We start from the raw sequence: 25,770 nt of genomic DNA, 5'->3' as shown, positions 1-25,770 counted from the left end.
CCTCGATATAGGAAGGCTTTTGCTTTCAGGAAATGTGTTTGGTCAGGGTACGGGGCTGGAACGAACGACCGCACCATGTTCCCGCTGGCGGATGACGCGGACATAGGTATCGACCAGCGCCTGGTTCACCTGATCCCAGCCATAACGCTCCGCCTCACACATGGCGGCGGCCCCGGCGGCGACCCTTGCGCCGGAATCGGTGCAGTAGGCGGTCAGCGCATCGGCAAAGGCGGTGATGGCACCGGGCCGGATCAGCCGGCCAGTCACGCCTTCGGTGACAAGGCTTTCGCTGCCGGTAGCGCGGGCAGCGACGGTCGGCAGGCCACAGGCCATCGCCTCCAGCGTCACATTGCCGAAGGTTTCCGTGACGCTGGGGTTGAACAGCATATCCATGCTGGCGACTGCGCGGCCCAGTTCAGCGCCTTTCTGGAAGCCCGTGAAGACCGCGTTCGGCAACCGATTCTCAAACCATTCACGCGCCGGGCCTTCCCCGACGATCAGCACCTTGTGGCGAACATTCTTGGTCGTCAGATGGTCTATGGTGTCGGAAAAGACATCCAGCCCCTTTTCCATCACCAGCCGGCCAATGAAGCCGATCACGGGTTCGTCATCCGCTATGCCGAACGACTGGCGCCAGGCCATGTCGCGACGGCCGGGGTTGAAAATCTCCCGGTCGATGCCCCGCGTCCAGATGCCGACATCATAACTCATCCGCTGCTCGCGCAGGAGTTGGGCCATCGACTCGGACGGCGCGACAATGGCGTCGCAACGGCGGTAAAAGCGGCGGAGCAGCGATTCGATGACCGGCTCCAGAAAAGCGAGGCCGTAATAGCGCGGATAGGTTTCGAACCGCGTGTGGACGGAGGCAACCGCCGGCAGCCCATGGTTGCGCGCCCATGCGACGGCACGATGACCGAGCGGATCGGGACTGGAGACATGGACCAGATTCGGTCGAAAAGCCTTCAGATCGCGTCGCACAGCCCCCGACATACGATAGGGAATCCGATATTCCCGACGCCCAGGAACCGAGACGGAAGGCGCGCTGACCAGATCGCCGGTCGGCTCGAAAGCAGGAGTATCGGTGGTGGCGGAATAGACGCGCACTGCCGCGCCCTGCCGCAACAGATAGCCGACGAAGCGATTGAGCGCCTGGTTCGCGCCATCGCGGACATAATTATAATTGCCGCTGAAAAGCGCGACGCGAAGCCCCTTAACATCCATCCGCCGCCCTTAACCCAGACGATGGCAAAACCCAAGGGAACCCCGACGCCGCTCAAGAATTTTGCATGACGGCGGCAATGATGACCGGCTGGCGCGATTGCCCCCTGTTAGGAGAGATGCTGAAAATGACCGATAGCTTTCGCAAAGGAGAGCGGGTCAGGTGGAACTGGGGACAGGGCGTCGGCTGCGGAAGAATCGCCGAGCGGTTCGAAAGCCATGTGGAACGGACGATCGAGGGCACCGTCATTCGCCGCAACGGGTCCAACCGCAACCCGGCCTATCTGGTGACAACCGACAGCGGCGGTGAGGTGCTGAAACTGGGATCGGAATTATCCGCCGCCTGAAGACTGCGCGGCTTTCAAACGACATTGGCGACCGGCATTGGCCTCCGCCCGGTTCCTGTGGCAATTTGAGATATGACCGACGCTTTCATGACCATCGACGCCCTGTTGACGGGCACGCCCCTGCCCTTTCGCGACGGAGACTATAGCGCCATCGCGAAGAAACCCGTCGAGGGCGCGGTGCGCATCGGCTGGCTGGGGCTTGAGGGCGATGCCGTCGCGGACACGGTGCACCATGGCGGCTGGGACAAGGCGATCCATCTCTATCCGCAGGACCATTATGAGTGGTGGCGCGAGCGCAAGCCGGGCCATCCTCTGCTCGATGCGCCGGGCGCCTTTGGCGAGAATATCGCCTCGCGCGGGATGACGGAGGCGGAGATTTGCCTTGGCGACCGCTTTTCCCTGGGCAGCGCGGTGGTCGAGGTGAGCCATGGGCGGCAACCTTGCTGGAAGCTGGACCACCGTTTCGGGGCTCGGGACGTGATGGCAACGGTCGTCAAGACAGGGCGCTGCGGAATCTATTTCCGGGTTATCCGGGAAGGAGAAGCAGAGTCGGGCCTGCATATGACATTGCTGGAGCGTCCCTTGCCCGATTGGCCGATTTCGCGGCTGTTCCGCTTATTGATCGGAGGCGGTCACAAGAACGATCCCGATGCCGTCCAATTGCTGGCCGACATGCCGGTGCTGGCGGAAGCCTGGAGAGAGCGAGCGCGAAATCTGGCGTGAAGGGCATTTTTCGCCTCAGGCCGCTTCACCCGACAAACCCAAAACGCAAAATGGGGGCCGACATTTCTGCCGGTCCCCACTTCCGTCGCGTCACTCGATCCGCTTCTCTTTCAAGATGCGATCATCGGACTCGGCGCGCGATAGGTCTGCCTCAAAGGCTTCTCTATCGTGTCGGCTCCGTTCGCTCGGCCGGGCGGCCGTTCTCCCACAGCCTGTTCTCTTTATTCGATGCCCGACGTTCACCTTCGTGCGTGCACAGCACCGTCCATTGAGAACCGTCGGCTTTTCCGCATTTTCCTTGCGGTCCATGCTTCTTTCCCAACGCTCGAAAAGTCCTTCAAGTCACTGATTTCTCACTGACTTTGGCATCCAGATTTCTCTGTCTCCCGTCCTTTCCGATAGGATGGATGGTCTCACCAAAAGCGAGTCGTTAAAAGCGGAATCTTGCACTTCGAAGACGGATTCGCTGTAAAGCTGTGGATAATTGTGGATAATTTTTTTCAGGCGAACGGCTGGGGATCAGCCAAGGTCCTTCGCCGCTTCATCGCGCGCCTTCGTCGCTTTATCTCAAATTTTATCCAAGTAAAAACAGCATGATCCGCCGTTGTCGCAGGTTCATGCAACCTCGATCAATATGCACGGGTTGAACAGCAAAGCACGCCTTTTGGAGGAGATAAAATGCGTAAAGCTATTCTGGCGCTGGCCGCCGTTTCACTGGCCATTCCCGTATCGATGGCCGTCCCCACCGACGGCGCGAACGCGCGTCGTCACTATGAATATCGCGAATGGCGCGGTCGCGACGGCCGCATGTATTGCCGCAAGTCCAACGGCACGACGGGGCTGATCGTCGGCGGCGTTGGCGGTGCGCTGGTCGGTCGTGCGATCGACACCCGTGGCGACCGTGCCACCGGCACGATCCTGGGCGCGGCCGGCGGTGCATTGCTGGGCAAGGAAATCGACAGCAAGCGTCACTGCCGCTAACCGGCAATCGAGTAGGAGGGATCCTCTCGGGTCCCCCACCGGGTCACCGGAGGGCGGTCACCCGCCCCCGGTTCCCACAGAACGTAGCGTGCGGATTTCCCGCACTACGCTCTTCGGCAGTTGGTTTACAGCACTGCGAGTGCTTGCAACGCCCGATGCGGGAGCCGCAGCTTTGGTCGCAATAGCGGGGTCCGTTCTTTGATCTGGTAAAACGCATCCCAGGTGAGGCGGCCGCCGTTACGGCTGCGACTGCACAGCATCTTGTACCAGTAACGTTCCGCCACCTGATACACCTTGATAAGCGACCGGAAATTTCCGGCGATGCCGTAGTAGGCGTAGTGGCCACGCAGGGCGGCGTTTATGGCGCCGACCTGGTCACTGATTGAGTGATGCCGTATTTGTCGCATCAGTTCCTGCAACGACACCATGCTCCGGCGAAGCCGAGACTTCTCCGTGCGCATGCCAACCTTGAAGTTGCCCTTCAGGTTCCGCGTGCAGTACAGCGTCATGCCCAGAAAGTAGATCGTCTCCGGGCGGTTTCGGCCGCGCATGCTAGCGTGTCCTTGCGCGAACCGACCAAATTCGACCAGTTTGGTCTTGGTCGGCTCCAGAGTGAGGCCGAACTTCCCCAGCCTGTGACGTAGGGCATTCTCGACTTGGAGCGCGTCCGAGCGGTACTGGAAGCAGATCACAAAATCATCGATGTAGCGTACCAGCCGAGCTTCGCCCCCTAACCGGGGCTTCACTATGCGCTCGAACCAGAGGTCGAGCACATAGTGCAGGTACACGTTGCTCAATAGGACGCTAATCGAACCACCCTGTGGAGTTCCTTCGTCACTCGGGTGAACAGCCCCGTCCTCAAGGACGCCTGCCTTCAGCCAGCGCCTGATCAAGCTGATCAGGCGCGGATCCCCGACTCGATGTTCAACAAACTGGAGCATCCACGCATGGGACAAACTCCCAAAGAAGTTCTTCAGATCCGCCTCCAGCACCCAGCTCGTCCGGCCGCCGGCGATGGCCTCGTTGAGGGTCGACAGGGCATGATGGGCGCTGAGCTTTGGCCTGCCCCCGAACGAACAGGGCAAGAAGTCCTGCTCGTAGATCGCGGACAAGACCTCGGCCGTGCTGCGCTGGAGCGCCCGGTCGGAGACAGTTGGCACCCCTAATGGGCGCTTCTCCGTCTTCCCGGGCTTGGGGATATAGACACGCCGGACAGCCGGCGCGCGATATCCCTGACGGTGGATGGATTGAAGCATAGGCTCAATCCACCCTCCAAAGCTTTCCTTCGCCGCCTCCGCCGTCTGCCCATCCACCCCGACCGCCGAGTGGTTTGAAATCCTTGAGAGATTCCTCTGCACCCGGTCGCGCGTGATGTGATGGGCAAGCGACGTAAAGCGGAGCTTCGGCTCACACCGAGCTTTCACTGCTATGCGTTCCAGTTCCGTTTCCATGGCCAGCTTGATCTTTCCTTTGGATGAAAGGCTTTGTCTCCCGTTGGATGGAGCCCATGTTGCCCAAGAACACTTCAACTACCGCTGACCGCTTCCCCATGTGGCCGGCTCTCCCGTCCTCGGAGTACTATCAGTCAGTCTGACTTCCACCCGGCCGTCAGATCCTTCTCGCCTCATCAGCTTGTCAGACCCTACAAGCTCGCGCTTGAACCGGATGGATCTCCCTTGTTCACGACAAATCACTTGGTTGCATGCTGGCGGTACGAACCCCGGGAGCATCTCAAGCCACTCGCAATAGCGCAGCCTACAGATTCCGCCTTCCCCTTAGAGAGATAGGGTCGGCTACTCCGATCACGTTCGATTTCGGGGCTATCTATCCGTTCACATATGTTCCGGCCTACAACCTCCTTGTCTACGCTTCGCAGTGGCCGTTACCGGACACCACGCAAGACTCAGTACACGGCTGCTTGCTAGGCTTTGCCGCGGCCGCCATCCCAGACGGCTAAATTTGTCGCGCTTGCAAGGCGCAACTCTCACACCACCGGGCGTACGTTCTACGTACCACGGCGGTTTTCGGTCTTGTTTAACCTGCTGTGATGGGCAGCGAGACTGACGAGGCCCTGCCGTTCAAACCATGCGATGGTCATAGCTTCCGCAGCTGGAGGGCTACCCGCCATACGCCACCATCCTTTGCCCGACCGCGCCAAAAGCCACGCCCGCCATTCCGGGACGCCCTCCTTCTGCAGGAAGGTGGCGACCGTCATGACGCGTTTGCACTGCTTGAGCCTTACGCAGCGGAGTTTCCGCCTGAGCCATCTATCGAGCTCGGTCAGTGGCGTCCGTGCTTGGGCGTGCCGGTAATATGTAACCCATCCCGTGGTGAATGCGTTCACCTGCGCCACCATCGATGCGAGAGATATCCCTCGGTTCCGGCGAGTGAGCTGACGAAGACGTCCCTTCATGCGGGCGAGGCTCTCAGGCGCTACCCCCAGACGCCCACCTGGCAAAAGGCGGTGCCCGAGGAACTTGCGCTTCCGGATCGGTGCGACCGCGCTCTTGTCCTGGTTGACGCGGAGGCGGAGCTTGCCTTCCAGAAAGGCAGACACCGAAGCCATGACGCGCTCCCCCGCCACCTGTGACCGCACGTAAATGTTGCAGTCGTCAGCGTAACGGCAGAACCGGTGGCCCCGGCGTTCGAGCTCCTTGTCGAGGTCATCCAGAATGAGATTCGCGATTAATGGCGAGAGAGGACCGCCTTGCGCGGCTCCTTCCTGCCGTTCGACGAACACGCCGTTCGAGAACATTCCTGCTTGTAGGAAGCGACGGATGATCCCGAGGAGACGCTTATCGCCGACGTGCCGGGCCAGACGGGACAGGGCGATGTCGTGGTTCACTCGGTCGAAGAATTTCTCCAGATCGAGATCGGCGACAATCCCGTATCCCTCCGATACATATTCCCGGGCCTGACGTAGCGCGTCATGTGCACTACGTCCCGGGCGGAACCCATAGCTCGATGCCGAGAAGGTCGGATCAAGCAGGGGCTCCAGGACTTGCAGTATCGCCTGCTGGACCAGCCGGTCCATTACCGTTGGAATGCAGATTTGCCGCATCCCTTTGCCGCCAGGCTTGGGAATTTCCACCCCGCGCACCGGTTGGGGTCGGTAGCTGCCGTCAAGCAGCGAGACGATCAGCCTTTCACGGTTGTTAGCGATCCAGCCACGCAGGTCGTCAACGGTCATCCCGTCCACCCCCGGCGCGCCCTTGTTCGCTTTTACCCGTTTATAGGCCTGGTTGAGGTTAGCCGAACTGGCCACCTGTTCCATCACATCATACGCCAAGGCGAGTTTCTCGGACCGTGCCGCAGGTGATTGCCGCTCCTCGTACGTCCCAGCGCCGGTTCCGCCTTTGCCAGTTACGCCGTGGCGCAGCGATGCCCTCAGGGCTTCATCGAAGAAGTCCTGCTGCTTCCCGCTGCCTTGCTGCCGCTCCACACCCATCGAACGACCCCAGTCGTGCTCCTTGAAAACCGAATTCAGCCCTTCGCCCGGTCGCCCGAGCTACTATGGCCTCTGCTGACTTCTCCCTGCCCATTTGTCGCCGTCGCCGCCGCCATACTCCGGTTTGTCCAGAGAGGCAGAGAGATCTCCCAGAGTAAGGCGTTGCTCCTTCGCTCGGTCGCTGCCGGATTTACCTGCGCGTGTGTCTGTCTGAATATCGGGCGTCCCGGTCCATTGCCCAGTTACCCCACCGCACCGGCCTTATATCCGATTCCTGTTCGTCAGCTCCAAGCTTTGCCTAAGGCTTCCTCCCCACCCCGCCTCGCGGCGACGCAGTTGCCTTTAGCTGGCGGTTCCGTTCAGCCGGCCCGCAGAGGACTCTCACCTCCAACATCAACGCCATGTCTGGCACACAAAAAAGGGCGGCTTCCGATCGGGAAGCCGGCCTTTTTAATTTTCAAAGCTCAAAAAGCTTATTCGGCAGCGGCGCCGCGGGCGTCCTCAACCTTGAACGAAACCTGCTGGCCGCCCGAAATGCCCGACACATGGCCGTTCTTGACGGAAAGATTGAAGGCGACGGCGTCGGGGTAACGACGGCCGGAAATCATCTGGCCGGTCTTCGTGTCCTTGACGTCATACACATAGGTATAACCTTCGTGCGTGAACTGCTGCTTGGCAGCGTCTTCGGCATGGGCCGGAGCATTCACGGCAGCGGCCGCGAACAGGGCGGAAAGGACAAACTTGGACAGCATTCGCATGGGTAAACTCCTTGTGAATGCCGATCAAACACCTCTGGAATATTCTATTTTGTTGGTGCCGATATGGCCCGATCCCCCGAAAGGACAATCGCAAAAAAAGGCCGACCGATTGCGTTTCCCGCAACCGTCCGTCAAGCCTTTGACAAACTGACGATATGTTTGAATTCCGCTTCGGTCAGCGGAGAAACGGACAGGCGCGACTGGCGGATCATCGCCATGTCGGCCAGCGCCGGATCCGCCTTCATGGTCTTCAGCGTCACCGGCTTTGCGAACTTTTCCTTGGGCCCCACATGCACGGCCATCCACTTGCCCGTGTCATCGGTGCTGTCGGGCGCCGCTTCCGCGACGATCTCCATGATCCCTACCGCTTCGATCCCGATATTGCTGTGGTAGAAGATCGACAGATCGCCCTTCCGCATCGCCTTCATATTATTCTGGGCGGCGTAGTTGCGCACGCCGTCCCATTCGGCCTTTCCCTTTTTGACCAGATCGTCATAGGAAAAGACATCGGGTTCGGATTTCATCAGCCAGTAGTTCATGGCTACTCCTTGCATCAGCCGCCAAGGACGATCAAGGATGTGCGCATAGCTGACCGACGCCCCCATGGCGCATCAGGCCAATCATATTGATTTCGGAGAATAAAAGTGTCGCAATCGGTGCTGGACCAAGTGCCTGTCCTGTCCTTGGGCGATATGGCCAAGGCCGACTTCGCCGCCGCTTTCGGCGGTTCCTTCCAGCGTTTCGGCTTCGCCATGGTGAAGGACCATGGCATGGACCAGGCGCTGATCGACAAGGGCTGGACACTCGCCCGTCAGTTTTTCGCGCTGCCCGAGGAGGCAAAGCGCCGCTATGACGCCAAATATAATGGCGGCCAGCGCGGCTACACCGCCTTCGGCGTGGAAATCGCCAAGGGCGCCAGCGAAAACGACCTCAAGGAGTTCTGGCATGTCGGCCGCGACCTTCCCGAAGGCGATCCTCTGGCGGAAACCATGCCGCCCAACGTCTGGCCGAACGAACTGCCCGAATTTCACGAAACCTTCGCTCGCCTCTATGCGGAGTTCGACCGCCTCGGCGCCGAACTCCTCTCCGCCATCGCACTCTATCTGGGCCTTCCGGACCGCTGGTTCGACAAGCCGATCGAAAACGGCAATTCGATCCTGCGCCTGCTCCATTACCCGCCAGTCTCGGCGCAAGCCCCCGGCATCCGTGCCGGCGCGCATGAGGACATCAACCTCATCACCCTGCTGCTGGGCGCGGAGGAAGGCGGCCTGGAACTCAAGGATCGCGACGGCAACTGGCTCCCCGTGGTCCCGCCGCCCGGCGCCCTCGCCATCAATGTGGGCGACATGCTCCAGCGGCTGACCAATTACCGTCTCCCCTCAACCAGCCACCGCGTCGTCAACCCACCGCCGGAACGCCGGGGCTATTCACGCTATTCCATGCCCTTCTTCCTGCATCTGCGCCCTGATTTCCTGATCGACGCGCTGCCGCAATGCGTGGATGCAGACCATCCTCGCCGCGAAGAACCGATCACCGCGCATGACTATCTGACGGAAAGGTTGCGGGAAATCGGCCTGATCAAGGGATAGGGGAGCGCACGAAAGACGCCCGGCCAAGCCGGGCTGGGCTGCTATTTCCGCCCGCGTCCCATGGTAATACCGATCTCTTCGCTCTTCTCGCTCAGTGCGAGCTTGACGATCTTCACCTCGACATGGCTGACCTTGTCATCCTGAAGGAAGATCGTGTCGATGATATGATCCGCTACCGCCTCGATCAGCGTGAAATGCTGCCCTTCGGGCAGGGCGCTGGTCGCGGCATGCTTCAGGTCCATATAGTTTTTGGATCGCGACAAGGGCGTATCCGGCTCATAATGATCCGCGATCTTCAACTTCGCGCGGATCGAGATGCGCAACGGCTGAGGCAGGTGCGTCTCCTCCGAATAGATGCCCGTCAGGACATCCACATCCAGATTATTCACCTCCAACGTCAGAAAATCGTCAAATCCGCTGTTCATAGCTCGCCACATTCGGCCGGTTCCTGCTGCGGGCGTGGCCTGCTGCAGGTGGGGACCAGTTTAGACTTTTATTTTGCGAAGCAGGCGCTAAAGCCCGCCGCTCTCGGCGCGTCCATGCGCCATTGAGAACGGATCGGCAAGACGTGTCTGTGATAGTGCCCCTCAACATCATGGCGCAGGATGCGATCGAGCGGTTGCTCGACGCCGCCTTCGGCCCCGACCGGCACGGCCGTACCGCCTATCTGATTCGCGACGGCATGCCCTGGCTTCCGGAACTGTCCTTCGGGATCGAGGATGAGCGTGGCCAGCTTATCGGATCGCTGCAAAGCTGGCCCGTCGCCCTTACCCATGAGGACGGCAGCCAGACGCCGCTCATCATGGTCGGCCCCGTTGCCGTCGCTCCATCCGCGCAAGGCACCGGCCATGGCCGCGCGATGATGGATGCTGTCGTCACGGCCGCCCGCGCGCAGCGCTGCGCGCCGCTGATGATGATCGGCGATCCCGAATATTATGGCCGGTTCTGGGGTTTTTCGGCGGCAGGCACCAGCGGCTGGGACTGCCCCGGCCCGTTCGAGCCGCGCCGACTGCTGGCTCTCTCCGTCGATGGGGGGAACATCGGCGGCAAAGGAATGCTCAGCCCCCGGATCACCGTCCGGGCCTGAATTTCCCTTTTGCCTTCACGCGCGCTCGCTCCTATCTCGGCCCCATGCCGATGGAGCCGCCCCCCGATCTCGCCAGCCTGTCCCTGCCCGATATTGCGCGCCTGCTCAGCGAGAAGCGCCTACCGCCGGTGGAACAATGGAATCCCGACCATTGCGGCGACAGCGACATGCGCATTGCCCGCGACGGCACCTGGTTCCACCAGGGTTCCCCCATAGGCCGCGAAGCCATGGTGCGCCTCTTCTCCACCATATTGCGCCGCGAATCCGATGGCAGCTACGTCCTCGTCACCCCGGTCGAAAAGCTTTCCATCGAAGTGGAGGATGCCCCCTTCATCGCCGTCGAGCTCAAAACCCAGGGTGAAGGCCGGGCACGCAGCATGGCCTTTCGACTCAACACCGGCGATCTGGTCGCCGCCGGTCCCGACAACCCCCTTATCCTGCGCGAGACGCCGGACGGTCCCCACCCCTATCTCCACGTCCGTGGCGGTCTGGACGCGCTCATCGCGCGCAGCGTCTATTATGAACTGATGAACCTTGCGCTGGACGAAAATGCCGACGCCGTCGGCCTATGGAGCGACGGCGCCTTCTTCGCGCTGGACGGGTCGGCATGACGCTGGCGGAACGGCTGCGCGCCGCCTTGAGGGAAGGCCATGAACGGGAGATCGGCCTGAAGCTGTCCGACACCCGCGATCCGCGCCTCGACAGCGATATCGTGCTGGCGCCTGCCGCCGTCCTGGTCGCGATCACAGACCGTACCGAGCCCGGCCTCATCCTTACCCAGCGCTCGGCGAAATTGCGCCAACATGCCGGGCAGGTCGCCTTCCCCGGCGGCCGCGTCGATGACGATGACTCCGACGAAATCGCCGGCGCACTGCGCGAAGCGCAGGAGGAAATCGGCCTCGCCCCCAATCTGGTCGACATCATCGGCACATCGGACCGCTACCATACCTTCACCGGCTTCGACGTGATCCCGGTGCTGGGCGTGATCCCGCCCGACCTTCCGCTCGTACCCCAGGAAACGGAGGTGGCGGAGTTGTTCGAACTGCCCCTCTCCTTTGCGTTGAACCCCGCCAACCGAATCAGGAAAAAGATAGAATTTCAAGGTATTGAGAGGCAATATTACGAAATCATGTGGGAAGGTCGCCGAATCTGGGGCATTACCGCCGCCATTCTCGCCAATCTTTCGCGAAGGCTGGGCCATGACCACTTTTCTGCCTGACGCCGACTGGCGCCATCGTCCGGGGCTCGACGCTCTGCTCGAAGCGCTGGGCGCAGCGGAAGGCCATGCCCGCTTCGTCGGCGGTGCCGTGCGGGACAGCCTGCTCGGCCTGCCCGTCAGCGACCTCGACATCGCAACCGACTTGACGCCCCAGACGGTTGTCGACCGCCTCAAAGCCGCAGGAATCAAGGCCATCCCCACCGGCATCGACCATGGCACGATCACGGCGGTCATCCATGGCTGGCCGGTCGAGATCACCACCCTGCGCCGCGACGTCAGCACCGACGGCCGCCGCGCCACCATCGCCTATACCGGCGAATGGCGGGAGGACGCGTCCCGACGCGATTTCACCATCAACGCCCTCTATGCCGACCCGATCACCCATGAGATCACGGACTTCTTCGACGGTGTGGCCGATCTGAACGCCCGTCGCGTCCGCTTCATCGGCGATGCCGGCGCCCGCATCGCGGAAGATCATCTCCGCATCCTGCGCTATTTCCGCTTTCTGGCCCGCTTCGGCCATGATGAGCCGGACCCGCAAGCCTATGATGCCTGCCGCGTCGCCGCCAACAGCCTGATGGCACTGTCGCGCGAGCGCATAGCTGACGAACTGCTGAAATTGCTGGCCGTCGCGGCTCCGCTGGCCTCGCTTCGGCTCATGGTCGACGGCGGCATATTGCTGCCGGTCATCCCCGAAATCGATCTGAGCGGCCTCGATCGCCTGTCCACGCTGATTTCCCGCGAAGCCGAATCCGCCACGCCTCCCTCCGCCCTGCGCCGCCTTGCCGCATTGCTGCCACCCGACCCGCGCGCCGCCGACCAGATCGGCGCCCGGCTCAAGCTATCCAACAAGGCGCGCAAGCGGCTGATGACCGGACTCGGAGGTCCGACCACCGGCATTTCCCCTCACGCCCTCGCCTTCGCCATCGGCGTGGAGGGTGGAATCGACCGCATCCTGCTCGATCCCGACGCTCCACTGGACGGGATCGCCATGCTGGAAGATTGGACCCCACCCCGCCTGCCGCTGGGCGGCGGTGCGATCATCGCACAGGGCCTCCAACCCGGCCCCGATGTCGCAAAGGCGCTGGCGCAGGTGCAGGAAATCTGGGTCGCCGAGGGTTTCCCCGACGAAGCCCGCGTCGCCGAGATCGCGGATCAGATCGTCTCGAAATTCCAGCGGGCGCGCCAATAGTCGAAGGCCTCGGCCTCCGTCATGGGCCGGGCGAAATAATAGCCCTGCCCCTGCCAGCAGCCCAGATTCTGGAGCGCATGGGCCAGTTGCTGGGTCTCGATCCCTTCTGCGGTAACGTGCAGGCCCAGCGATTCGGCCAATGACAATATGGCCCGCACCATGATTTCCTTGTCGCGATCCTCCAGCATGGAACTGACGAAACTGCGGTCGATCTTCAAAATGTCGATCGGCAGGCTGTGCAGGCTGGCAAGATTCGAATAGCCCGTACCGAAATCGTCCATGGCGATCGGCATGTGCAGGTCCTTGAGCGCGAAAAGCAGCTTCCGCGCCTTTTCGGGGTCAGCGACAATCGCGCTCTCCGTCAGTTCGGCGGTCAGCCGGTTGCCCGAAATACCCGAATAACGCAGCGCCTCCTCGAACATAGAAGCGACATCGTCGCGCGCCATCTGAATGGGCGACAGGTTCACGTTGACGCCCACCGGCAGCGGCTGGCCGAATTTCGTATCCCATCGGCTCAGCGTCTGCGCCGCCTCATAGGCTGCCCAACGCCCCAATTGCGTGATGAGTCCGCTTTCCTCCGCCACCGCGATGAACTCAACGGGCGATACATGACCCAGTTCCTCGTCATCCCAGCGCGCCAGTGCTTCGAAACCGGTGATCTCACCCGTCTGCAAGTGGATCAGCGGCTGGAAGGCCAGGTTCAATCCACCCTGCGCCAGCGCATCGCGTAACCGGCTTTCCACCGAAAATCGCCGCTGCGCTTCCTTGAGCACGCCGTTACGATAGATTTCGACCTTGCCGCTACGCTTGGCAATCTTCACTGCGGCCTGCGCCTTGCGCACCACATCCTCGGGGTCATCGGACAGGCTGATCGACAGCGCACAGCCGATCGCGCAATCGACGCGAATCTGCAAATCGCTCAACCGAATCGGATAGCTGAGCGCATCCTTGATCCGCTGAACAATCTGAAGAACATCAGATAACCCATTGTTCAAACGCGCAAAAATTGCGAAATCATTGCCACCGATACGCGCCAGCACATCGCCCTGACGCAGGCTGGACTTCAACCGCTTGGCCACAGTGATCAGCAGTTCATCACCCGCCATCGGCCCCAGCGACTCGTTGACCCGGCTGAACCGGCTGAGATCAATGGCGATGATGCCGAACTGGGCATTTTCCGGCCAGGGCATATTGGCCAGCCGGTCTTCAATTTCCTCGCCAAAACCGGTGCGATTGGGCAAGGCGGTCAGGCCGTCTGACAGCAATTCCCGCCGCAGATTCTTTTCGATGGCTCGGTCGCTGGTCCGGTCCAGCGCTGTGAACAGGAACAGATTGGGCTGCCCTTCCGCTTCGGGCAATCGCCCAACGGTGCAGAAGAAAAATTCCGGCCCCAATTTTCCTTCGCGCCGAAGCTCAAAGCTTTCGGGCAAATTTTCCGATTGCGCGCAATGGAGGATGCGCTTGCGCCATTCCGCCGCATGGGGGCTTTGCTTTCCCTCCTCGATGCTCGAAACGAAATGTCGGCCGAACGACGCATTGGTAGCAATGATCGAGAAGACATTGTCTTTATAGGAAAAGACCGCTGCCGCGTGCGGCAATGCAACCAACCAGTCACGTATCGCGACACCGTGCGACAGATGCGCATCGTCAGCCCCGTTAATGAGCCCGATTTTCTCCGTATCGTCTGAACGATTGCGCATCGACATGGATTCCATAAGCCCCGGCGATAGGGCCAATGGGTAAATTTTCGGGAAACAATTTTCCCGATTTCGATACGATGATAGCGAAAAAACCGTCAATCAGAAACGGTTATCGCGCGGAAAACCCGTGGGCGGCATACGGCCCGCCGCACCGCGCGCCACGCGCCATGGCGTCATATCCGTTTCCGTCCGCGTCCGCCCGCTATCGCCACCCATGGCCCAACTCAGCCCATCGGACAGGCGGAAGGCGATCGCATCGGACAAACCGCCGTCGCGATAGCGCTGCATCTGTACACCCTGCCCACGGGCCATGCGCGGCATTTCAGTCAGCGAAAAGACCAGCAATTTGCGGTTTTCCCCAACCACTGCAACGCTGTCCGCCTCCGACGCGATCGGATGCACGACGGAAAGCTTCGCGCCGGTCCGCACATTCACCACCTGCTTGCCCTTGCGCGTTTCGGCGATCACATCGGCCACCGCCGCCACGAAACCACGCCCATCCGAAGCGGCCAGCAACAGCTCGCCACCCGTCCGCGCAGGCATCAGGGCGATGATATTGCCGGTCCCGTCCATATCGACCAGCGACCGCACCGGATCGCCGAAACCGCGACCGCCCGGCAACTTGTCGGCGCCGAGCGTGAAAATACGGCCCGTCTCGGTCGCCAGCAGCAGTTTGTCGGTCGTCTGCGCGTGGAAGGCGATCATCGGACCGTCGCCTTCCTTGAACTTCAGCGTGTCGGCCGAGGCCAGATCGCGATGCCCGCTCATCGCCCTGATCCAGCCACGTTCGGACAGGATCACGGTGATCGGTTCCTTCTCGATCATCGCCTCCAGCGGGATTTCGCGGGCCGGCGCCGCTTCCTCGACCAGGGTGCGCCGCTTACCGAAGTCACTGTCGGGCGAATAGCGCTTGCGCAGGTCAGCCAGGTCTTTCTTCAGCCGTGTCCGCTGCCGCGCCGGGCTTTCGACCAGCTTGGTCAGTTCGTCGCGTTCCTTCAGCAGTTCCGAATGCTCGCGCCGCAGTTCCATTTCCTCCAGCTTGCGCAAGCTGCGCAGCCGCATGTTCAGGATCGCCTCGGCCTGCCGGTCGGTCAGGCCGAACTCGGCCATCATCACCTCTTTCGGTTCATCCTCGGTGCGGATGATCTCGATCACCCGGTCGAGGTTGAGATAGGCGATGATATAGCCGTCGAGCAGTTCCAGCCGCGCAGCGATCTTGTCCAGCCGGTGCTGCGCGCGCTTCACCAACACGTCGATCTGATGCTTCAGCCATTCGATGAGCACAGGCTTAAGGCCCAGCACCCGCGGCGTGCGCGTGGCATCCAGTACGTTGAGGTTCAGCGGGAAACGGTTCTCCAGATCGGTCAGCCGGAACAGGCTGTCCATCAGCACATCCGGGTCCACGGTCCGGGCGCGGGGTTCGATGACGATGCGAATTTGCTCGTCGCTCTCGTCCCGCACATCGGCCAGGATCGGCAGTTTCTTGTCGTTGATCAGGACTGCGATCTGCTCGATCAACTTGGACTTCTGAACCTGGAAGGGGATTTGCGTGACCACTGCGACCCAGGTGCCACGCCCGCCATCCTCCTTGTGCCAGCGCGCGCGGGTTCGAAACGATCCGCGCCCCGTCACATAAGCCTCTGAAATAATGGAGGCACTGTCCACCAGTACGCCACCGGTCGGGAAATCCGGCCCGCGCACGATCTGCATCAGTTCCGCATGTTCGGCATCGGGATTGTCGATCAGCAGGCTGGCCGCATCGATCAGTTCGGAAACATTATGCGGCGGAATGCTGGTCGCCATGCCGACCGCGATGCCGCTGGCGCCATTGGCCAGCAGGTTCGGGAAGAGGCCGGGAAAAACCTCCGGCTCCTGATCTTCGCCATTATAGGTCGGGCGAAACTCGACAGTGCCCTCGTCCAGCCCCGCCATCAGGTCGGCTGCCGCCTGCGTCAGCCGCGCTTCGGTATAGCGCATGGCCGCCGCATTATCGCCGTCGATATTACCGAAATTGCCCTGCCCATCGACCAGCGGCGTGCGCAGCGAGAAGTCCTGCGCCAGGCGCACCATCGCGTCATAGACAGAGGTATCGCCATGCGGGTGATATTTGCCGATGACGTCCCCCACAACGCGGGCACATTTCTTGTAGCCGGTGGTGTTCCGCGCCGGATTGGCGACCAGCACATCAGGCGAAGCCCCGCCCGGCTCCATCCGGAGCAGCCGCATGGCCCAGAGCAGCCGCCGATGCACCGGCTTCAATCCGTCGCGCAGGTCAGGCAGCGACCGCGCGGTAATGGTGGAGAGGGCATAGACGAGATAGCGCTGGGACAGCGCATCGTCGAACGGGTGATCCTTGATAGCGTCGAACGGGTCGCGAAAATCGGTCATCGAGACGGGCATAGCAGCGCCGCGATAAAACGGAAACGAAGTTTCACTCCCTTTTGTTCTCTAAATCGCAGGCTTAGCGCGGCAGAAACCGTGCTTCGGGATCAGCCGCAATCTCCCTGGCAAATTCCGCACTGATCCAGTCGCGAAAAGCCTTCACCTTGGGCGTGTTGCGGGCGTGGGGCGGATAGACCACCCAATAGCTCGCCCGCTCCTGCACATAGGATGACACCGCCTCCACCAGCAGCCCCGCCTCGACCTCCGCCTTCCACATGAAGAGGTTGACGATGGCGACCCCCTGCCCGGCCATGGCCGCGCGCCCCTCCATCACCTGGGAATCAAGCGCAATCCCCGGCGGCAGCGCTTCGTCCTTGCCCTCCACCGCCATCGCCGCGAACCATTCATGCCACCACATATCGTCCGGCGAGAGGCGCGGCATGGCGTGCAGCGCGCAGGCATCGGCAATCGGCCCGTTCTTCGCCAGCCAGCCGGGACTGCACAGAGGCGCCAGCCGGTTATGGGTCAGCAGCTTCGCCTCTACCCCCGGCCATTCACCCTGCCCTCCGCGTATCGCGACATCCACGCCGTCGCGAGCGAAGTCCACCACCCGATCCGTCGCGTCGATCCGTACCGCCAATTCAGGTTGCAACATCTGAAAGGCCCCGATCCGCGGCGCCAGCCAGAGATGCGCGAAACTGTTGGAGCAACTGATCGTCAGTACCGTCGAATGATCCTGCGTCAGGGCGGCGAACCCTTGTCGCATCTGGTCGAAGGCGCGGGTGAGGATGGGGGCGATCTCCCGCCCCTTGTCGGTCAGCGCCACCTTGCGCCCCGCCCGCTGGAACAGGCTGAGGCCCAATCGCTCTTCCAGCAACTTCACCTGATAGCTGACCGCCGCCTGGGTCATTCCCAATTCCTGCGCGGCGGCGGTAAAATTCTCCAGCCGGGCAGCGGCTTCAAACACACGAACGGCGGAAAGCGGCGGAAGCTGGCTCATCCATTTCTGACAAGTCAGCCTTATATATCCCGTCCACCCTTTTGTTGGCGGCCGTTACGGAAATGCGCGATAAAAGGTCCAGCGAAACAAAAGCATTTCGCGATTTCATTCATGGGAAAAAGGATTACATCATGCGCTTGTCGGACGACGCCCGGCTGTGCCCCCACGGCCATGAGAACCACGCTTTGCTGGCGCAGCTTTTCGCGACCATCATGCAGCCCTTCTGCACGCTGCACCGCATCGCCTGGTCGGCGCCATGGAGCGAGAAAGGGCGATGAAAGCCCGCAAAAATCGAGCAGACCATCCGACGGGACTTGCACATTCCGCGTCAGGCTCCACCTTGCACGCGTGCCCGAGTCCTGTCTTTCCGCTGTTCCCGATTTACCCGTTCCGCCGCCCGCGCTGCTGAACGGGGCTGCATTATTCCTCGACTTCGACGGCACGCTCGCCCCGATTGCCGATACGCCCGATGGCGTTGAGGTCGATGATGCGCTGCTGACCCTACTTGCCCGCCTGCGGGATCGGCTGCACGGCCGCCTCGCCATCGTCAGCGGACGTTCGGTGGCGACCCTGCATGATTTCGGCTTCGGCGACTTCCTGCTGGCCGGCACCCATGGGCTGGAGTTCGCCACCCCCGGAGGCATGGTCGACGCCCCCCGCCGCCTGCCCGCCATCAACGAGGCGGAGGCCGCATTCCACAGCTTTGCGTCCGGCAAGCCCGGCCTGCTGGTCGAACGCAAGACGATCAGCGTCGGGCTGCATTTCCGGGGCGCTCCGCAATGGGGTCGGGATGCGGGCATTCTCGCTGAACAGCTGGCGGATCGTCTCGGCCTCGCCCTGCAGCCCGGCAAGATGCTCTACGAACTGCGGCCCGGCGGCGCCGACAAGGGCAGCGCCCTTCGCACCCTGATGCAAAAGCCCCCCATGGCGGGCGGAAAACCGCTTTTCATCGGAGACGATGTGACAGACGAGGAAGGCTTTGCCGCGGCGCGCGAACTGGGCGGGGCGGGCATTCTCGTCGGCGCGCCCAGGCCGACGCTCGCCGCATTCTCCTTGGAACAGGTTGCGGCCGTCAGGCATTATCTTTCCCAAGGGTTCGCTGGCATCGACTGATCCGATGATCCGGCGCCCCTGTCATGCATGAACAAGGGGGTCGGTTCGATAGCCACTCGAAAAAACGACAATTCAGGCAAGGCGGAGCGCACGCTCGACCTCTGGCCCATCGGCAATTGCCAGGCATCCGCGCTGATCGACCGCGCCGGCCGGATGATATGGGCCTGCGTGCCCCGCGTGGACGGAGATCCGGTCTTTTCGGCCCTGCTGGACGACAAGGCATGGGACACGGCGGAGGCGCGCGGCTTCTGGGCGATCGAACTGGAAAACTGCGTAAAGATCGAACAGCATTATATCCGCAATACGCCGATCCTTGTCACCCGCCAGATCGATGCGCAGGGCAATGCGATCGAACTGTATGATTTCTGCCCGCGCCACAAGCATCAGGGTCGCATGTACCGCCCCGTCGCCTTCGCGCGCGTCGTGCGCCCCATGGCGGGCAGCCCGCGCATCCGCGTAAGACTGCGCCCGACGACCAGTTGGCATTCGGAAAAAGTGCCGATCAGCTATGGCTCCAACCATATCCGGCTGGTGCTGTCCTATATGGCGATGCGCGTCTCGACCAATGCGCCCATCGGCCTGATTTCCCAGGAAAGCTGGTTCCGTCTGGAGCATGACATGCATTTCTTCATGGGACCGGATGAAAGCTTTTCCGACGCCTTGCGTCCCGCCGTCGAGCGGATGCTGGACGACACGATCCTGGAATGGCGGATGTGGGTGCGCGGCCTTGCCATCCCGGCCGAATGGCAGGAGGCGGTCATCCGCTCCGCCATCACGCTCAAGCTCTGCCAGCATGAGGAAACCGGCGCGATCGTCGCCGCGCTGACCACCAGCATTCCCGAACATGCGGACAGCGGACGCAACTGGGACTATCGCTACTGCTGGATCAGGGACGCCTATTATACGGTCGAGGCGCTGAACCGGCTCGGCGCGCTCGATGTCCTGGAAAGCTATCTCGTCTATCTGCGCAACATCGTGGACAGCGCGCGTGGCGGGCATATCCAGCCGCTCTACGACGTGCGCGGCAATGCCACGCTGGAGGAACGCGAAGCCGCCTGCCTTCCGGGCTATCGCGGCATGGGGCCGGTGCGCGTGGGCAATGCCGCCTATTCGCAGATCCAGCATGACGCCTATGGCCAGATCGTGCTGTCCTCCGTTCAGGGCTTCATCGATCAGCGGCTGCTGCGCATGGCCGGCATGTCCGATTTCGAAGCGCTGGAGGCCGTCGGCGAACGCGCCTGGCAAGTCTATGACCAGCCCGACGCGGGCCTTTGGGAACTGCGCACCCGCGCCCATGTGCACAGCTATAGCGCGGTCATGTGCTGGGCGGCGTGCGATCGCCTTTCCCATGCCGCCGTCGCGCTGGGCCTCACCGAACGCGAAACCCATTGGCGCGAGCGGGCGGAGGTCATGAAGGCCCGCATCCTGCAATCCGCCTGGCGTTCCGGCAGCAACGCCATCTCCGCCACTTTCGAGGATGATGCCCGCGACGCCTCGCTGCTCCAATTGCTCGACCTCCGCTTCCTGACCGCCGACAATCCCATGTTCGTCGGCACGCTGAAGGCGCTGGAAAAGGATTTGCGGCGCGGCAACGACATGCTTCGCTACAGCACGCCCGATGATTTCGGAGAGCCGGTCACGGCCTTCAACGTCTGCACTTTCTGGCTGGTCGAGGCGCTGCACCGCACCGGCCGCACCGACGAAGCCCGCACCCTGTTCGAGGAGATGCTTTCCCGCCGCACCGCGGCCGGCCTGCTGTCGGAGGATATCGATCCCGTCAGCGGGGAATTATGGGGGAATTATCCCCAAACCTACTCATTGGTCGGCATCATCAACTGCGCCGTGCTCTTGAGCAAACCGTGGAGCGTGATGCGATGAGCCGGCTGATCGTCATTTCCAACCGGGTCAGTCGCCCCGGCAAGAACGGCAATCAGGGCGGCCTCGCGGTTGCCCTGTCCCAGGCCCTGCGCGAAAGCCGTGGCATCTGGGTCGGCTGGTCGGGGGAAATCACCGAGAATTTTACCGGGCAGATCGGTTTTGCGGAGGATGAAGGCGTCAAGACCGCGACCATCGACCTCGAAGAACAGGATGTCGACGAATATTATAACGGCTATGCCAACAAGACGCTCTGGCCGCTGTTCCACTTCCGCATCGACCTGGCGGAATATGAGCGCGATTTCGAAGGCGGCTACAATCGCGTCAATCAGCGTTTCGCGGACACCACCAGCCCCCTGATCGAGCCGGAAGACGTGATCTGGGTACAGGATTATCACATGATCCCGCTGGGCCAGATGCTGCGCGACCGGGGACATGACAACCGCATGGGCTTCTTCCTGCACATTCCCTGGCCGCCCACGCGCCTGTTGGTGTCCCTGCCCCATCATAGCAAGCTGGTGCAGACGATGTTCGCCTATGACGTGGTCGGTTTTCATACCGAAGAATGGCTGGAATCCTTCCGCCATTATGTCGAACGCGAAATGAACGGGTCGGTGAACGGCGATTATGTGACGCTCGGCAACCGGACCATTCAGGCGATTGCTTGCCCGATCGGCATCAACGCGCAGGAATTTGCCCAGGCCGCCGTCAGCGAACCCGCCAGGGACATGACCGAAAAGGTCCGCCGATCCTTGCAGGACCGCGCGATGATCGTGGGCGTCGACCGGCTCGATTACAGCAAGGGGCTGGAGGAGAGGTTCAACGGCTATGCCCGCTTCCTGAAGGACCATCCCGGACAGCATCGCAATGTCGTGCTGACCCAGATCGCCCCGCCCTCCCGCGGGGAGGTGGAAAGCTATCAGCAGATCCGCGCCACGCTGGATGCCATCGCCGGACGGATCAACGGCGAATATAGCGATGTCGACTGGACCCCGATCCGCTATGTCAACCAGGGCTATCCGCGCGACAAGCTGGCGGGCATCTACCGCGCCGCGCGGATCGGGCTGGTGACGCCGCTGCGCGATGGCATGAACCTGGTCGCGAAGGAATATGTCGCCGCGCAGGACCCGGAAAATCCCGGCGTCCTCATCCTGTCGCGTTTCGCGGGCGCGGCGATGCAGCTCAAGGACGCGCTGCTCATCAACCCCTATAGTCCGGAAGAAATGTCCGACGCCATCAACCGCGCCCTGTCCATGCCGCTCGACGAACGCAAGCGCCGCTGGCGCGCAATGATGGACAGCGTGGAGACGCAGGATATCAGCTGGTGGCGGCAAAGCTTCACCGCCCGGCTGATGGCCATCGAACGCAACGGGGAAAAGAAAACGCAAATCGAAACCGCCTGACGGGTCGCTTCCCGAAACCCATCCATTTGCACCCCCGCGCCTTTTGGTCTAAGGGCCAGCCCAAGCAGCCCCGGCACCCGCTGATCCTTCCCGATTCGCGTTTGCCGGGGCACATTCATTATTGGGAAGACAGGAACCGCGCATGGCCCGTCGCCGCCAGATCTACGAAGGCAAGGCAAAGATCCTTTACGAAGGCCCGGAACCGGGCACGATCATCCAATATTTCAAGGATGACGCGACCGCCTTCAACGCCCAGAAAAAGGGCACCATCTCGGGCAAGGGCGTCCTGAACAACCGGATTTCCGAGCATATCTTCACCCTGCTCGGCCAGATTGGCGTTCCCACGCACTTCATCCGCCGCCTCAACATGCGCGAGCAGCTGGTCCGCCAGGTCGAAATCGTGCCGATCGAGGTCGTGGTGCGCAACGTCGCCGCCGGTTCGCTCAGCAAGATGCTGGGGATCGAGGAAGGCACGCAGCTTCCCCGCACGCTGATCGAATATTGCTACAAGGACGACGCGCTGGGCGACCCGCTGGTGTCCGAAGAGCATATCGCCTGCTTCGGCTGGGCCAGCCAGGAAGAGATGCACGACATCGCCGACATGGCGATCCGCATCAACGACTTCATGTGCGGCCTGTTCGCGGGCATCGGCATCCGCCTGATCGACTTCAAGCTGGAGTTCGGCCGCCTGTGGGACGGCGATTACAGCCGCATCATCCTGGCTGACGAAATCAGCCCGGACGGCTGCCGTCTGTGGGACATGGCCACCGGCGAAAAGCTGGACAAGGACCGCTTCCGCCGCGATCTGGGCGGCGAAGTCGAAGCCTATCAGGAAGTGGCGCGGCGTCTGGGCCTGCTGCCCGAAGGCGCGGACACGACCGTCCTCGACCTTGACACCCACCGCAAGAAGCGCGGCAAGGACTGATATAAGGGATGCGCTGCTCAACCGAGCAGCGCACCCGCCATCAGCTTAATCCCCAACAACACCATCAGAACATAGATCAGCGTGTAGAAACGCGCTGCATCCACCCGGCGCACCAGCGCGACCCCCGCAAAGGTCGCGACCACCGCCACCGGCACCAGCATCGCCGTCGCGACCAGGTTTGCGCGCGTGAACTGCCCCAACGCGGCATAGGCCGGCACTTTCATCCAGTTCATCACGGCAAAGGCAATCGCCGTCGTCCCCACCAGAACGTCGCGCGGCAAACGCTTGGGCAGCACCCACATCTGGAATGGCGGCGATCCCGCATGGGCGATCTGGCTGGTGAAGCCGCTTGCCACGCCGAACAACACGCCAACCCAATTGGGCGAACTGGCCGGCAGTACGATCTGCCCACCGCGCTCAACCCAAAGGCGTTGCAGTCCAAAGACCGCCGAAATCAGCCCAAGCACGCCCAGCACCGCGATTTCCGGCACCTGAGCGGCGAAGAAATAACCGATGGCGACGCCCATCGCCATGCCCGGCAGCATCACGGTCAGGACGTGCCGGTCCCAGCTATGCCGAAATGCCCACACGCTCACCACATCCTGCAGGATCAGGATCGGCAGCATGATCGCCGCGCCGCGCACCGGATCAACGCCCAGCGCCATGATCGGCATGGCGAGCGCGCCCACGCCGGCAAAGCCTCCCTTGGCCAGACCGGACAGGATGACGGCCAGAATGGCGCAGGAATAATAGAGATATTCAGGGTTCATAACGCCCGCCTAAAGCATGGGTCACGCAAAGGGGAGCAATTTTGCCGGTCGGCGATGGGAGCGATCAGCGCCGGGTAAAAGCATAATGCCTTGCCTGAGCGCGCGCACGGGACTAGGGGGTGCGCCAAAGGCAAGTTTACGGAGTTTCCTGCCCCATGAAAGCCCGCATCTTCGTCACCCTCAAGGGTGGTGTCCTCGACCCGCAGGGCAAGGCGATCCATCACGCGCTCGACGGCCTTGGCTTCGGCGGCGTCAACGACGTGCGCGCGGGCAAGCTCATTGAGCTGGACCTGGCCGACAGCACCAGCGATGAGGATATTGACGCCATGTGCCGCAAGCTGCTGGCGAACACGGTGATCGAAAACTATCGCATCGAAAAGGTCGCCTGAGCCATGAAGAGCGCCGTCATCGTCTTCCCCGGCAGCAATTGCGACCGCGACCTCGCCGTGGCGTTCGAGGCGGCGACCGGCGCGAAGCCCGCCATGATCTGGCACCGCGACACGGAACTGCCCGACGATATCGACCTGATCGGCGTCCCCGGCGGCTTTTCCTATGGCGACTATCTGCGTTCCGGCGCGATGGCCGCCCGTTCGCCGGTGATGCAGGCCGTCGCGAAGGCAGCCGACAGGGGCGCTTATGTGCTCGGCATCTGCAACGGTTTCCAGGTCCTGACCGAAAGCGGCCTGCTGCCCGGCGCGCTGCTGCGCAATGCTGGCGGACATTTCGTCTGCCGCGACGTCGCGCTGACGGTCGAAAACGCGCAGAGCGCCTTCACCAGCCGCTATGATGCGGGTGAGCCGATCAGCTTCCCCGTGGCGCATCATGACGGCAATTATTTCGCCGACGCCGAAACGCTAGACCGGCTGGAAGGCGAAGGCCGGGTGGCGCTGCGCTATGCGGAAAGCGTCAACGGTTCGGCACGAAACATTGCGGGCATCCTCAATGAGGCTGGCAATGTGCTGGGCATGATGCCGCATCCCGAACGCGTGATCGAAGCGGCCCATGGCGCGACCGACGGCCGCCGGCTGTTCGAAGGACTGGTCGAAGGTCTGATGGCCCGCGCCTGACCCGCCGGATCGCCCGATGAATGCGGGCGACAGAACTGACAGGATTGAGGGTCGGGAACAGCGGTTCCCGACCCTTTCCTTTTGGGAGTAAGGTCAAAGAATGGGAGTGCAGTGCAGCGCTCAGATGTAGGCTATCGGGCAGGTAACGACCAATGCTGGTCATTTATCCGGGAATACGTGATGCTCGGAAGCTGACGCTGACGGAAAATACCTGATTGTTGTGCAGCACTAAAGTTCGTTGGCGCTATACCTTCGTGTGGCTTGTCGGTTACGCAATGTTGTGACGACGAAATCTAGGCATGGTGGGACCGCAATGAAGATAGGCGAAGGCCAACAACAGGGTTGGCATGGAATCGCCATTCGCATGATTGGCCTGCTGGGCGCGCTGCTGATTTTGTATGTCATGGGGAAGCTCGCTCTTGAGTATGCTCCCTCGCTAGGCTTGGTTCCCTGCGAATATCGAGACGGCTTCACCCTGACAGCGCATGGACTGCAAGCGATCCTGCTCGCTATCGGAATATGGCTGCAAGTCCGCCTTTTTCGCCGCCCCAGTTATGCCTCTCTCATTTTAGCAATCCTTGTTCCGCTGACAGCTTGGCTAATCCAACATGTCGCTAATGACCGTGATGCCTTTCGCCAGCAGCAATGCGCTGCACGACCTCTGGCGGCGGCAATGAAAGCATGTGGCGCTAACCCAATCCATTATCGTCGGGAAAAGGATCAATACGGTTATGCCGTGTTGACGGTGACCGCTCCCGGCACCACCGACGAAGCGTGGTCGTGCCTAGGGCGTTGGTCAAATCACAATGGTAAGGTTTCGCTCAAGGTCGATGAAAGCGTTTACCGCGAGCACCGCAAGACACATCAGTGACGCCTGCGTCTGACGGAAACCACATGTTTGTCGGGCATGCTTTTGTGGGCGGACGAGGCGCTGCCATATGTCGTTCTTGTTGACCGGAAAACACTGTCGAAT

26 protein-coding genes are annotated in these 25,770 nt (G+C 61.7%); 16 read left to right on the top strand and 10 right to left on the bottom strand.

What is annotated here, in order from left to right:
- Nucleotides 1-42: 42 nt before the first annotated feature.
- On the bottom strand, nucleotides 43-1,221 hold the full coding sequence (locus HUK73_RS04975; RefSeq protein ID WP_176590914.1) for a glycosyltransferase family 1 protein: 1,179 nt from the start codon (nucleotides 1,219-1,221) through the stop codon (nucleotides 43-45).
- A gap of 125 nt (nucleotides 1,222-1,346) precedes the next feature.
- On the opposite strand from HUK73_RS04975, the gene HUK73_RS04970 reads away from it, so the two are divergent.
- From HUK73_RS04970 to HUK73_RS04960, 3 genes are all read left to right on the top strand, one after another.
- Nucleotides 1,347-1,565 (top strand): DUF2945 domain-containing protein, encoded by a 219-nt coding sequence (locus tag HUK73_RS04970; RefSeq protein ID WP_176590913.1) that lies wholly within the window; start codon nucleotides 1,347-1,349, stop codon nucleotides 1,563-1,565.
- 72 nt (nucleotides 1,566-1,637) lie between these two features.
- A complete protein-coding gene (locus HUK73_RS04965; protein WP_176590912.1) occupies nucleotides 1,638-2,288 on the top strand; it encodes an MOSC domain-containing protein in 651 nt (216 codons plus the stop codon).
- A 678-nt stretch (nucleotides 2,289-2,966) separates the two neighbouring features.
- Nucleotides 2,967-3,269: a glycine zipper 2TM domain-containing protein gene (locus HUK73_RS04960; protein WP_176590911.1), complete on the top strand. Its 303-nt coding sequence runs from the start codon at nucleotides 2,967-2,969 to the stop codon at nucleotides 3,267-3,269.
- Nucleotides 3,270-3,394: 125 nt separating this feature from the next.
- On the opposite strand, the gene ltrA (HUK73_RS04955) is transcribed toward HUK73_RS04960, so the two are convergent.
- The 4 genes from ltrA (HUK73_RS04955) to HUK73_RS04940 all read right to left on the bottom strand — a co-directional run bounded on the left by ltrA (HUK73_RS04955) (nucleotide 3,395) and on the right by HUK73_RS04940 (nucleotide 8,014).
- Nucleotides 3,395-4,720: a group II intron reverse transcriptase/maturase gene (gene ltrA / locus HUK73_RS04955; protein WP_218036421.1), complete on the bottom strand. Its 1,326-nt coding sequence runs from the start codon at nucleotides 4,718-4,720 to the stop codon at nucleotides 3,395-3,397.
- A 554-nt stretch (nucleotides 4,721-5,274) separates the two neighbouring features.
- On the bottom strand, nucleotides 5,275-6,717 hold the full coding sequence (gene ltrA, locus HUK73_RS04950) for a group II intron reverse transcriptase/maturase (protein ID WP_176590909.1): 1,443 nt from the start codon (nucleotides 6,715-6,717) through the stop codon (nucleotides 5,275-5,277).
- A gap of 473 nt (nucleotides 6,718-7,190) precedes the next feature.
- On the bottom strand, nucleotides 7,191-7,469 hold the full coding sequence (locus tag HUK73_RS04945) for a hypothetical protein (protein WP_176592821.1): 279 nt from the start codon (nucleotides 7,467-7,469) through the stop codon (nucleotides 7,191-7,193).
- A 137-nt stretch (nucleotides 7,470-7,606) separates the two neighbouring features.
- Nucleotides 7,607-8,014: an EVE domain-containing protein gene (locus HUK73_RS04940; protein ID WP_176590908.1), complete on the bottom strand. Its 408-nt coding sequence runs from the start codon at nucleotides 8,012-8,014 to the stop codon at nucleotides 7,607-7,609.
- Nucleotides 8,015-8,119: 105 nt separating this feature from the next.
- Here HUK73_RS04940 and HUK73_RS04935 point away from each other — a divergent pair, with 105 nt between their 5' ends.
- Nucleotides 8,120-9,064: an isopenicillin N synthase family oxygenase gene (locus HUK73_RS04935; protein WP_176590907.1), complete on the top strand. Its 945-nt coding sequence runs from the start codon at nucleotides 8,120-8,122 to the stop codon at nucleotides 9,062-9,064.
- Between the two features lie 41 nt (nucleotides 9,065-9,105).
- Here the strand turns inward: HUK73_RS04935 and HUK73_RS04930 are convergent, their stop codons facing one another.
- The gene (locus tag HUK73_RS04930) at nucleotides 9,106-9,489 is read right to left on the bottom strand and encodes a dihydroneopterin aldolase (RefSeq protein ID WP_176590906.1); all 384 of its coding nucleotides are present in this window, start codon (nucleotides 9,487-9,489) and stop codon (nucleotides 9,106-9,108) included.
- A 143-nt stretch (nucleotides 9,490-9,632) separates the two neighbouring features.
- Between HUK73_RS04930 and HUK73_RS04925 the strand changes: the two genes are divergently transcribed.
- Genes HUK73_RS04925 through HUK73_RS04910 form a run of 4 tightly spaced genes read left to right on the top strand, consistent with a single transcriptional unit; the run spans nucleotide 9,633 to nucleotide 12,562 of the window.
- Nucleotides 9,633-10,151, top strand: a complete 519-nt coding sequence (locus HUK73_RS04925) for a GNAT family N-acetyltransferase (RefSeq protein WP_369805440.1) — start codon at nucleotides 9,633-9,635, stop codon at nucleotides 10,149-10,151.
- A 44-nt stretch (nucleotides 10,152-10,195) separates the two neighbouring features.
- Complete coding sequence (locus HUK73_RS04920; RefSeq protein ID WP_176590905.1) at nucleotides 10,196-10,762, top strand: DUF1285 domain-containing protein; 567 nt, start codon at nucleotides 10,196-10,198, stop codon at nucleotides 10,760-10,762.
- Nucleotides 10,759-11,370, top strand: coding sequence for a CoA pyrophosphatase (locus HUK73_RS04915; RefSeq protein WP_176590904.1), 612 nt, complete (start codon nucleotides 10,759-10,761; stop codon nucleotides 11,368-11,370). Before HUK73_RS04920 ends, HUK73_RS04915 begins: the two co-directional genes overlap by 4 nt.
- Nucleotides 11,351-12,562: a CCA tRNA nucleotidyltransferase gene (locus HUK73_RS04910; protein WP_176590903.1), complete on the top strand. Its 1,212-nt coding sequence runs from the start codon at nucleotides 11,351-11,353 to the stop codon at nucleotides 12,560-12,562. The genes HUK73_RS04915 and HUK73_RS04910 overlap by 20 nt, the downstream gene beginning before the upstream one ends.
- Here HUK73_RS04910 and HUK73_RS04905 read toward each other — a convergent pair.
- From HUK73_RS04905 to gcvA, 3 genes are all read right to left on the bottom strand, one after another.
- The gene (locus tag HUK73_RS04905; protein ID WP_369805439.1) at nucleotides 12,526-14,262 is read right to left on the bottom strand and encodes a putative bifunctional diguanylate cyclase/phosphodiesterase; all 1,737 of its coding nucleotides are present in this window, start codon (nucleotides 14,260-14,262) and stop codon (nucleotides 12,526-12,528) included. The two genes, HUK73_RS04910 and HUK73_RS04905, sit on opposite strands and share 37 nt — an antisense overlap.
- 99 nt (nucleotides 14,263-14,361) lie before the next feature.
- Nucleotides 14,362-16,650, bottom strand: coding sequence for a DNA topoisomerase IV subunit A (gene parC / locus HUK73_RS04900; RefSeq protein WP_176590901.1), 2,289 nt, complete (start codon nucleotides 16,648-16,650; stop codon nucleotides 14,362-14,364).
- 73 nt (nucleotides 16,651-16,723) lie between these two features.
- Nucleotides 16,724-17,644 (bottom strand): transcriptional regulator GcvA, encoded by a 921-nt coding sequence (gene gcvA / locus HUK73_RS04895; protein WP_176590900.1) that lies wholly within the window; start codon nucleotides 17,642-17,644, stop codon nucleotides 16,724-16,726.
- 131 nt (nucleotides 17,645-17,775) lie between these two features.
- Here gcvA and HUK73_RS04890 point away from each other — a divergent pair, with 131 nt between their 5' ends.
- The 5 genes from HUK73_RS04890 (at nucleotide 17,776) to purC (ending at nucleotide 22,960) form a co-directional block, all read left to right on the top strand.
- Nucleotides 17,776-17,922, top strand: coding sequence for a hypothetical protein (locus tag HUK73_RS04890; protein WP_176590899.1), 147 nt, complete (start codon nucleotides 17,776-17,778; stop codon nucleotides 17,920-17,922).
- A 70-nt stretch (nucleotides 17,923-17,992) separates the two neighbouring features.
- Nucleotides 17,993-18,757, top strand: coding sequence for a trehalose-phosphatase (gene otsB, locus HUK73_RS04885; RefSeq protein WP_176590898.1), 765 nt, complete (start codon nucleotides 17,993-17,995; stop codon nucleotides 18,755-18,757).
- Nucleotides 18,758-18,784: 27 nt separating this feature from the next.
- Nucleotides 18,785-20,635 (top strand): glycoside hydrolase family 15 protein, encoded by a 1,851-nt coding sequence (locus HUK73_RS04880; protein ID WP_255326197.1) that lies wholly within the window; start codon nucleotides 18,785-18,787, stop codon nucleotides 20,633-20,635.
- Nucleotides 20,632-22,035: an alpha,alpha-trehalose-phosphate synthase (UDP-forming) gene (gene otsA, locus HUK73_RS04875; RefSeq protein ID WP_176590897.1), complete on the top strand. Its 1,404-nt coding sequence runs from the start codon at nucleotides 20,632-20,634 to the stop codon at nucleotides 22,033-22,035. The genes HUK73_RS04880 and otsA overlap by 4 nt, the downstream gene beginning before the upstream one ends.
- Nucleotides 22,036-22,177: 142 nt before the next feature.
- Nucleotides 22,178-22,960, top strand: coding sequence for a phosphoribosylaminoimidazolesuccinocarboxamide synthase (gene purC, locus HUK73_RS04870; protein WP_176590896.1), 783 nt, complete (start codon nucleotides 22,178-22,180; stop codon nucleotides 22,958-22,960).
- A gap of 17 nt (nucleotides 22,961-22,977) precedes the next feature.
- Here purC and HUK73_RS04865 read toward each other — a convergent pair whose 3' ends face one another.
- Nucleotides 22,978-23,730 carry a sulfite exporter TauE/SafE family protein gene (locus HUK73_RS04865; protein WP_176590895.1) on the bottom strand — a complete coding sequence of 251 codons (753 nt, stop codon included), beginning with the start codon at nucleotides 23,728-23,730 and terminating at the stop codon, nucleotides 22,978-22,980.
- A gap of 155 nt (nucleotides 23,731-23,885) precedes the next feature.
- Here HUK73_RS04865 and purS point away from each other — a divergent pair, with 155 nt between their 5' ends.
- The 3 genes from purS (at nucleotide 23,886) to HUK73_RS04850 (ending at nucleotide 25,668) form a co-directional block, all read left to right on the top strand.
- On the top strand, nucleotides 23,886-24,119 hold the full coding sequence (purS, locus tag HUK73_RS04860; protein WP_176590894.1) for a phosphoribosylformylglycinamidine synthase subunit PurS: 234 nt from the start codon (nucleotides 23,886-23,888) through the stop codon (nucleotides 24,117-24,119).
- 3 nt (nucleotides 24,120-24,122) lie between these two features.
- Entirely contained in the window at nucleotides 24,123-24,797 is a 675-nt protein-coding gene (gene purQ, locus HUK73_RS04855) for a phosphoribosylformylglycinamidine synthase subunit PurQ (protein WP_176590893.1), read from the top strand.
- 313 nt (nucleotides 24,798-25,110) lie between these two features.
- Nucleotides 25,111-25,668, top strand: a complete 558-nt coding sequence (locus HUK73_RS04850) for a hypothetical protein (protein WP_176590892.1) — start codon at nucleotides 25,111-25,113, stop codon at nucleotides 25,666-25,668.
- The last annotated feature ends 102 nt before the right edge of the window (nucleotides 25,669-25,770 follow it).

The organism is Sphingobium sp. EM0848 (genome assembly GCF_013375555.1).
Taxonomy (GTDB): domain Bacteria; phylum Pseudomonadota; class Alphaproteobacteria; order Sphingomonadales; family Sphingomonadaceae; genus Sphingobium.
This window is presented reverse-complemented; position numbering and strand designations above follow the sequence as displayed.

Coding starts and splice junctions, on each gene's coding strand:
- otsA (WP_176590897.1), top strand. CDS start 20,632: ATGAGCCGGCTGATCGTCATTTCCAACCGGGTCAGTCGCCCCGGCAAG.
- ltrA (WP_218036421.1), bottom strand. CDS start 4,720: ATGGAAACGGAACTGGAACGCATAGCAGTGAAAGCTCGGTGTGAGCCG.
- HUK73_RS04960 (WP_176590911.1), top strand. CDS start 2,967: ATGCGTAAAGCTATTCTGGCGCTGGCCGCCGTTTCACTGGCCATTCCC.
- HUK73_RS04965 (WP_176590912.1), top strand. CDS start 1,638: ATGACCGACGCTTTCATGACCATCGACGCCCTGTTGACGGGCACGCCC.
- gcvA (WP_176590900.1), bottom strand. CDS start 17,644: ATGAGCCAGCTTCCGCCGCTTTCCGCCGTTCGTGTGTTTGAAGCCGCT.
- HUK73_RS04880 (WP_255326197.1), top strand. CDS start 18,785: ATGAACAAGGGGGTCGGTTCGATAGCCACTCGAAAAAACGACAATTCA.
- HUK73_RS04910 (WP_176590903.1), top strand. CDS start 11,351: ATGACCACTTTTCTGCCTGACGCCGACTGGCGCCATCGTCCGGGGCTC.
- HUK73_RS04975 (WP_176590914.1), bottom strand. CDS start 1,221: ATGGATGTTAAGGGGCTTCGCGTCGCGCTTTTCAGCGGCAATTATAAT.
- purS (WP_176590894.1), top strand. CDS start 23,886: ATGAAAGCCCGCATCTTCGTCACCCTCAAGGGTGGTGTCCTCGACCCG.
- HUK73_RS04865 (WP_176590895.1), bottom strand. CDS start 23,730: ATGAACCCTGAATATCTCTATTATTCCTGCGCCATTCTGGCCGTCATC.
- purQ (WP_176590893.1), top strand. CDS start 24,123: ATGAAGAGCGCCGTCATCGTCTTCCCCGGCAGCAATTGCGACCGCGAC.
- purC (WP_176590896.1), top strand. CDS start 22,178: ATGGCCCGTCGCCGCCAGATCTACGAAGGCAAGGCAAAGATCCTTTAC.
- HUK73_RS04945 (WP_176592821.1), bottom strand. CDS start 7,469: ATGCTGTCCAAGTTTGTCCTTTCCGCCCTGTTCGCGGCCGCTGCCGTG.
- HUK73_RS04890 (WP_176590899.1), top strand. CDS start 17,776: ATGCGCTTGTCGGACGACGCCCGGCTGTGCCCCCACGGCCATGAGAAC.
- parC (WP_176590901.1), bottom strand. CDS start 16,650: ATGACCGATTTTCGCGACCCGTTCGACGCTATCAAGGATCACCCGTTC.
- HUK73_RS04850 (WP_176590892.1), top strand. CDS start 25,111: ATGAAGATAGGCGAAGGCCAACAACAGGGTTGGCATGGAATCGCCATT.
- HUK73_RS04920 (WP_176590905.1), top strand. CDS start 10,196: ATGCCGATGGAGCCGCCCCCCGATCTCGCCAGCCTGTCCCTGCCCGAT.
- HUK73_RS04915 (WP_176590904.1), top strand. CDS start 10,759: ATGACGCTGGCGGAACGGCTGCGCGCCGCCTTGAGGGAAGGCCATGAA.
- HUK73_RS04970 (WP_176590913.1), top strand. CDS start 1,347: ATGACCGATAGCTTTCGCAAAGGAGAGCGGGTCAGGTGGAACTGGGGA.
- HUK73_RS04930 (WP_176590906.1), bottom strand. CDS start 9,489: ATGAACAGCGGATTTGACGATTTTCTGACGTTGGAGGTGAATAATCTG.
- HUK73_RS04940 (WP_176590908.1), bottom strand. CDS start 8,014: ATGAACTACTGGCTGATGAAATCCGAACCCGATGTCTTTTCCTATGAC.
- HUK73_RS04905 (WP_369805439.1), bottom strand. CDS start 14,262: ATGCGCAATCGTTCAGACGATACGGAGAAAATCGGGCTCATTAACGGG.
- ltrA (WP_176590909.1), bottom strand. CDS start 6,717: ATGGGTGTGGAGCGGCAGCAAGGCAGCGGGAAGCAGCAGGACTTCTTC.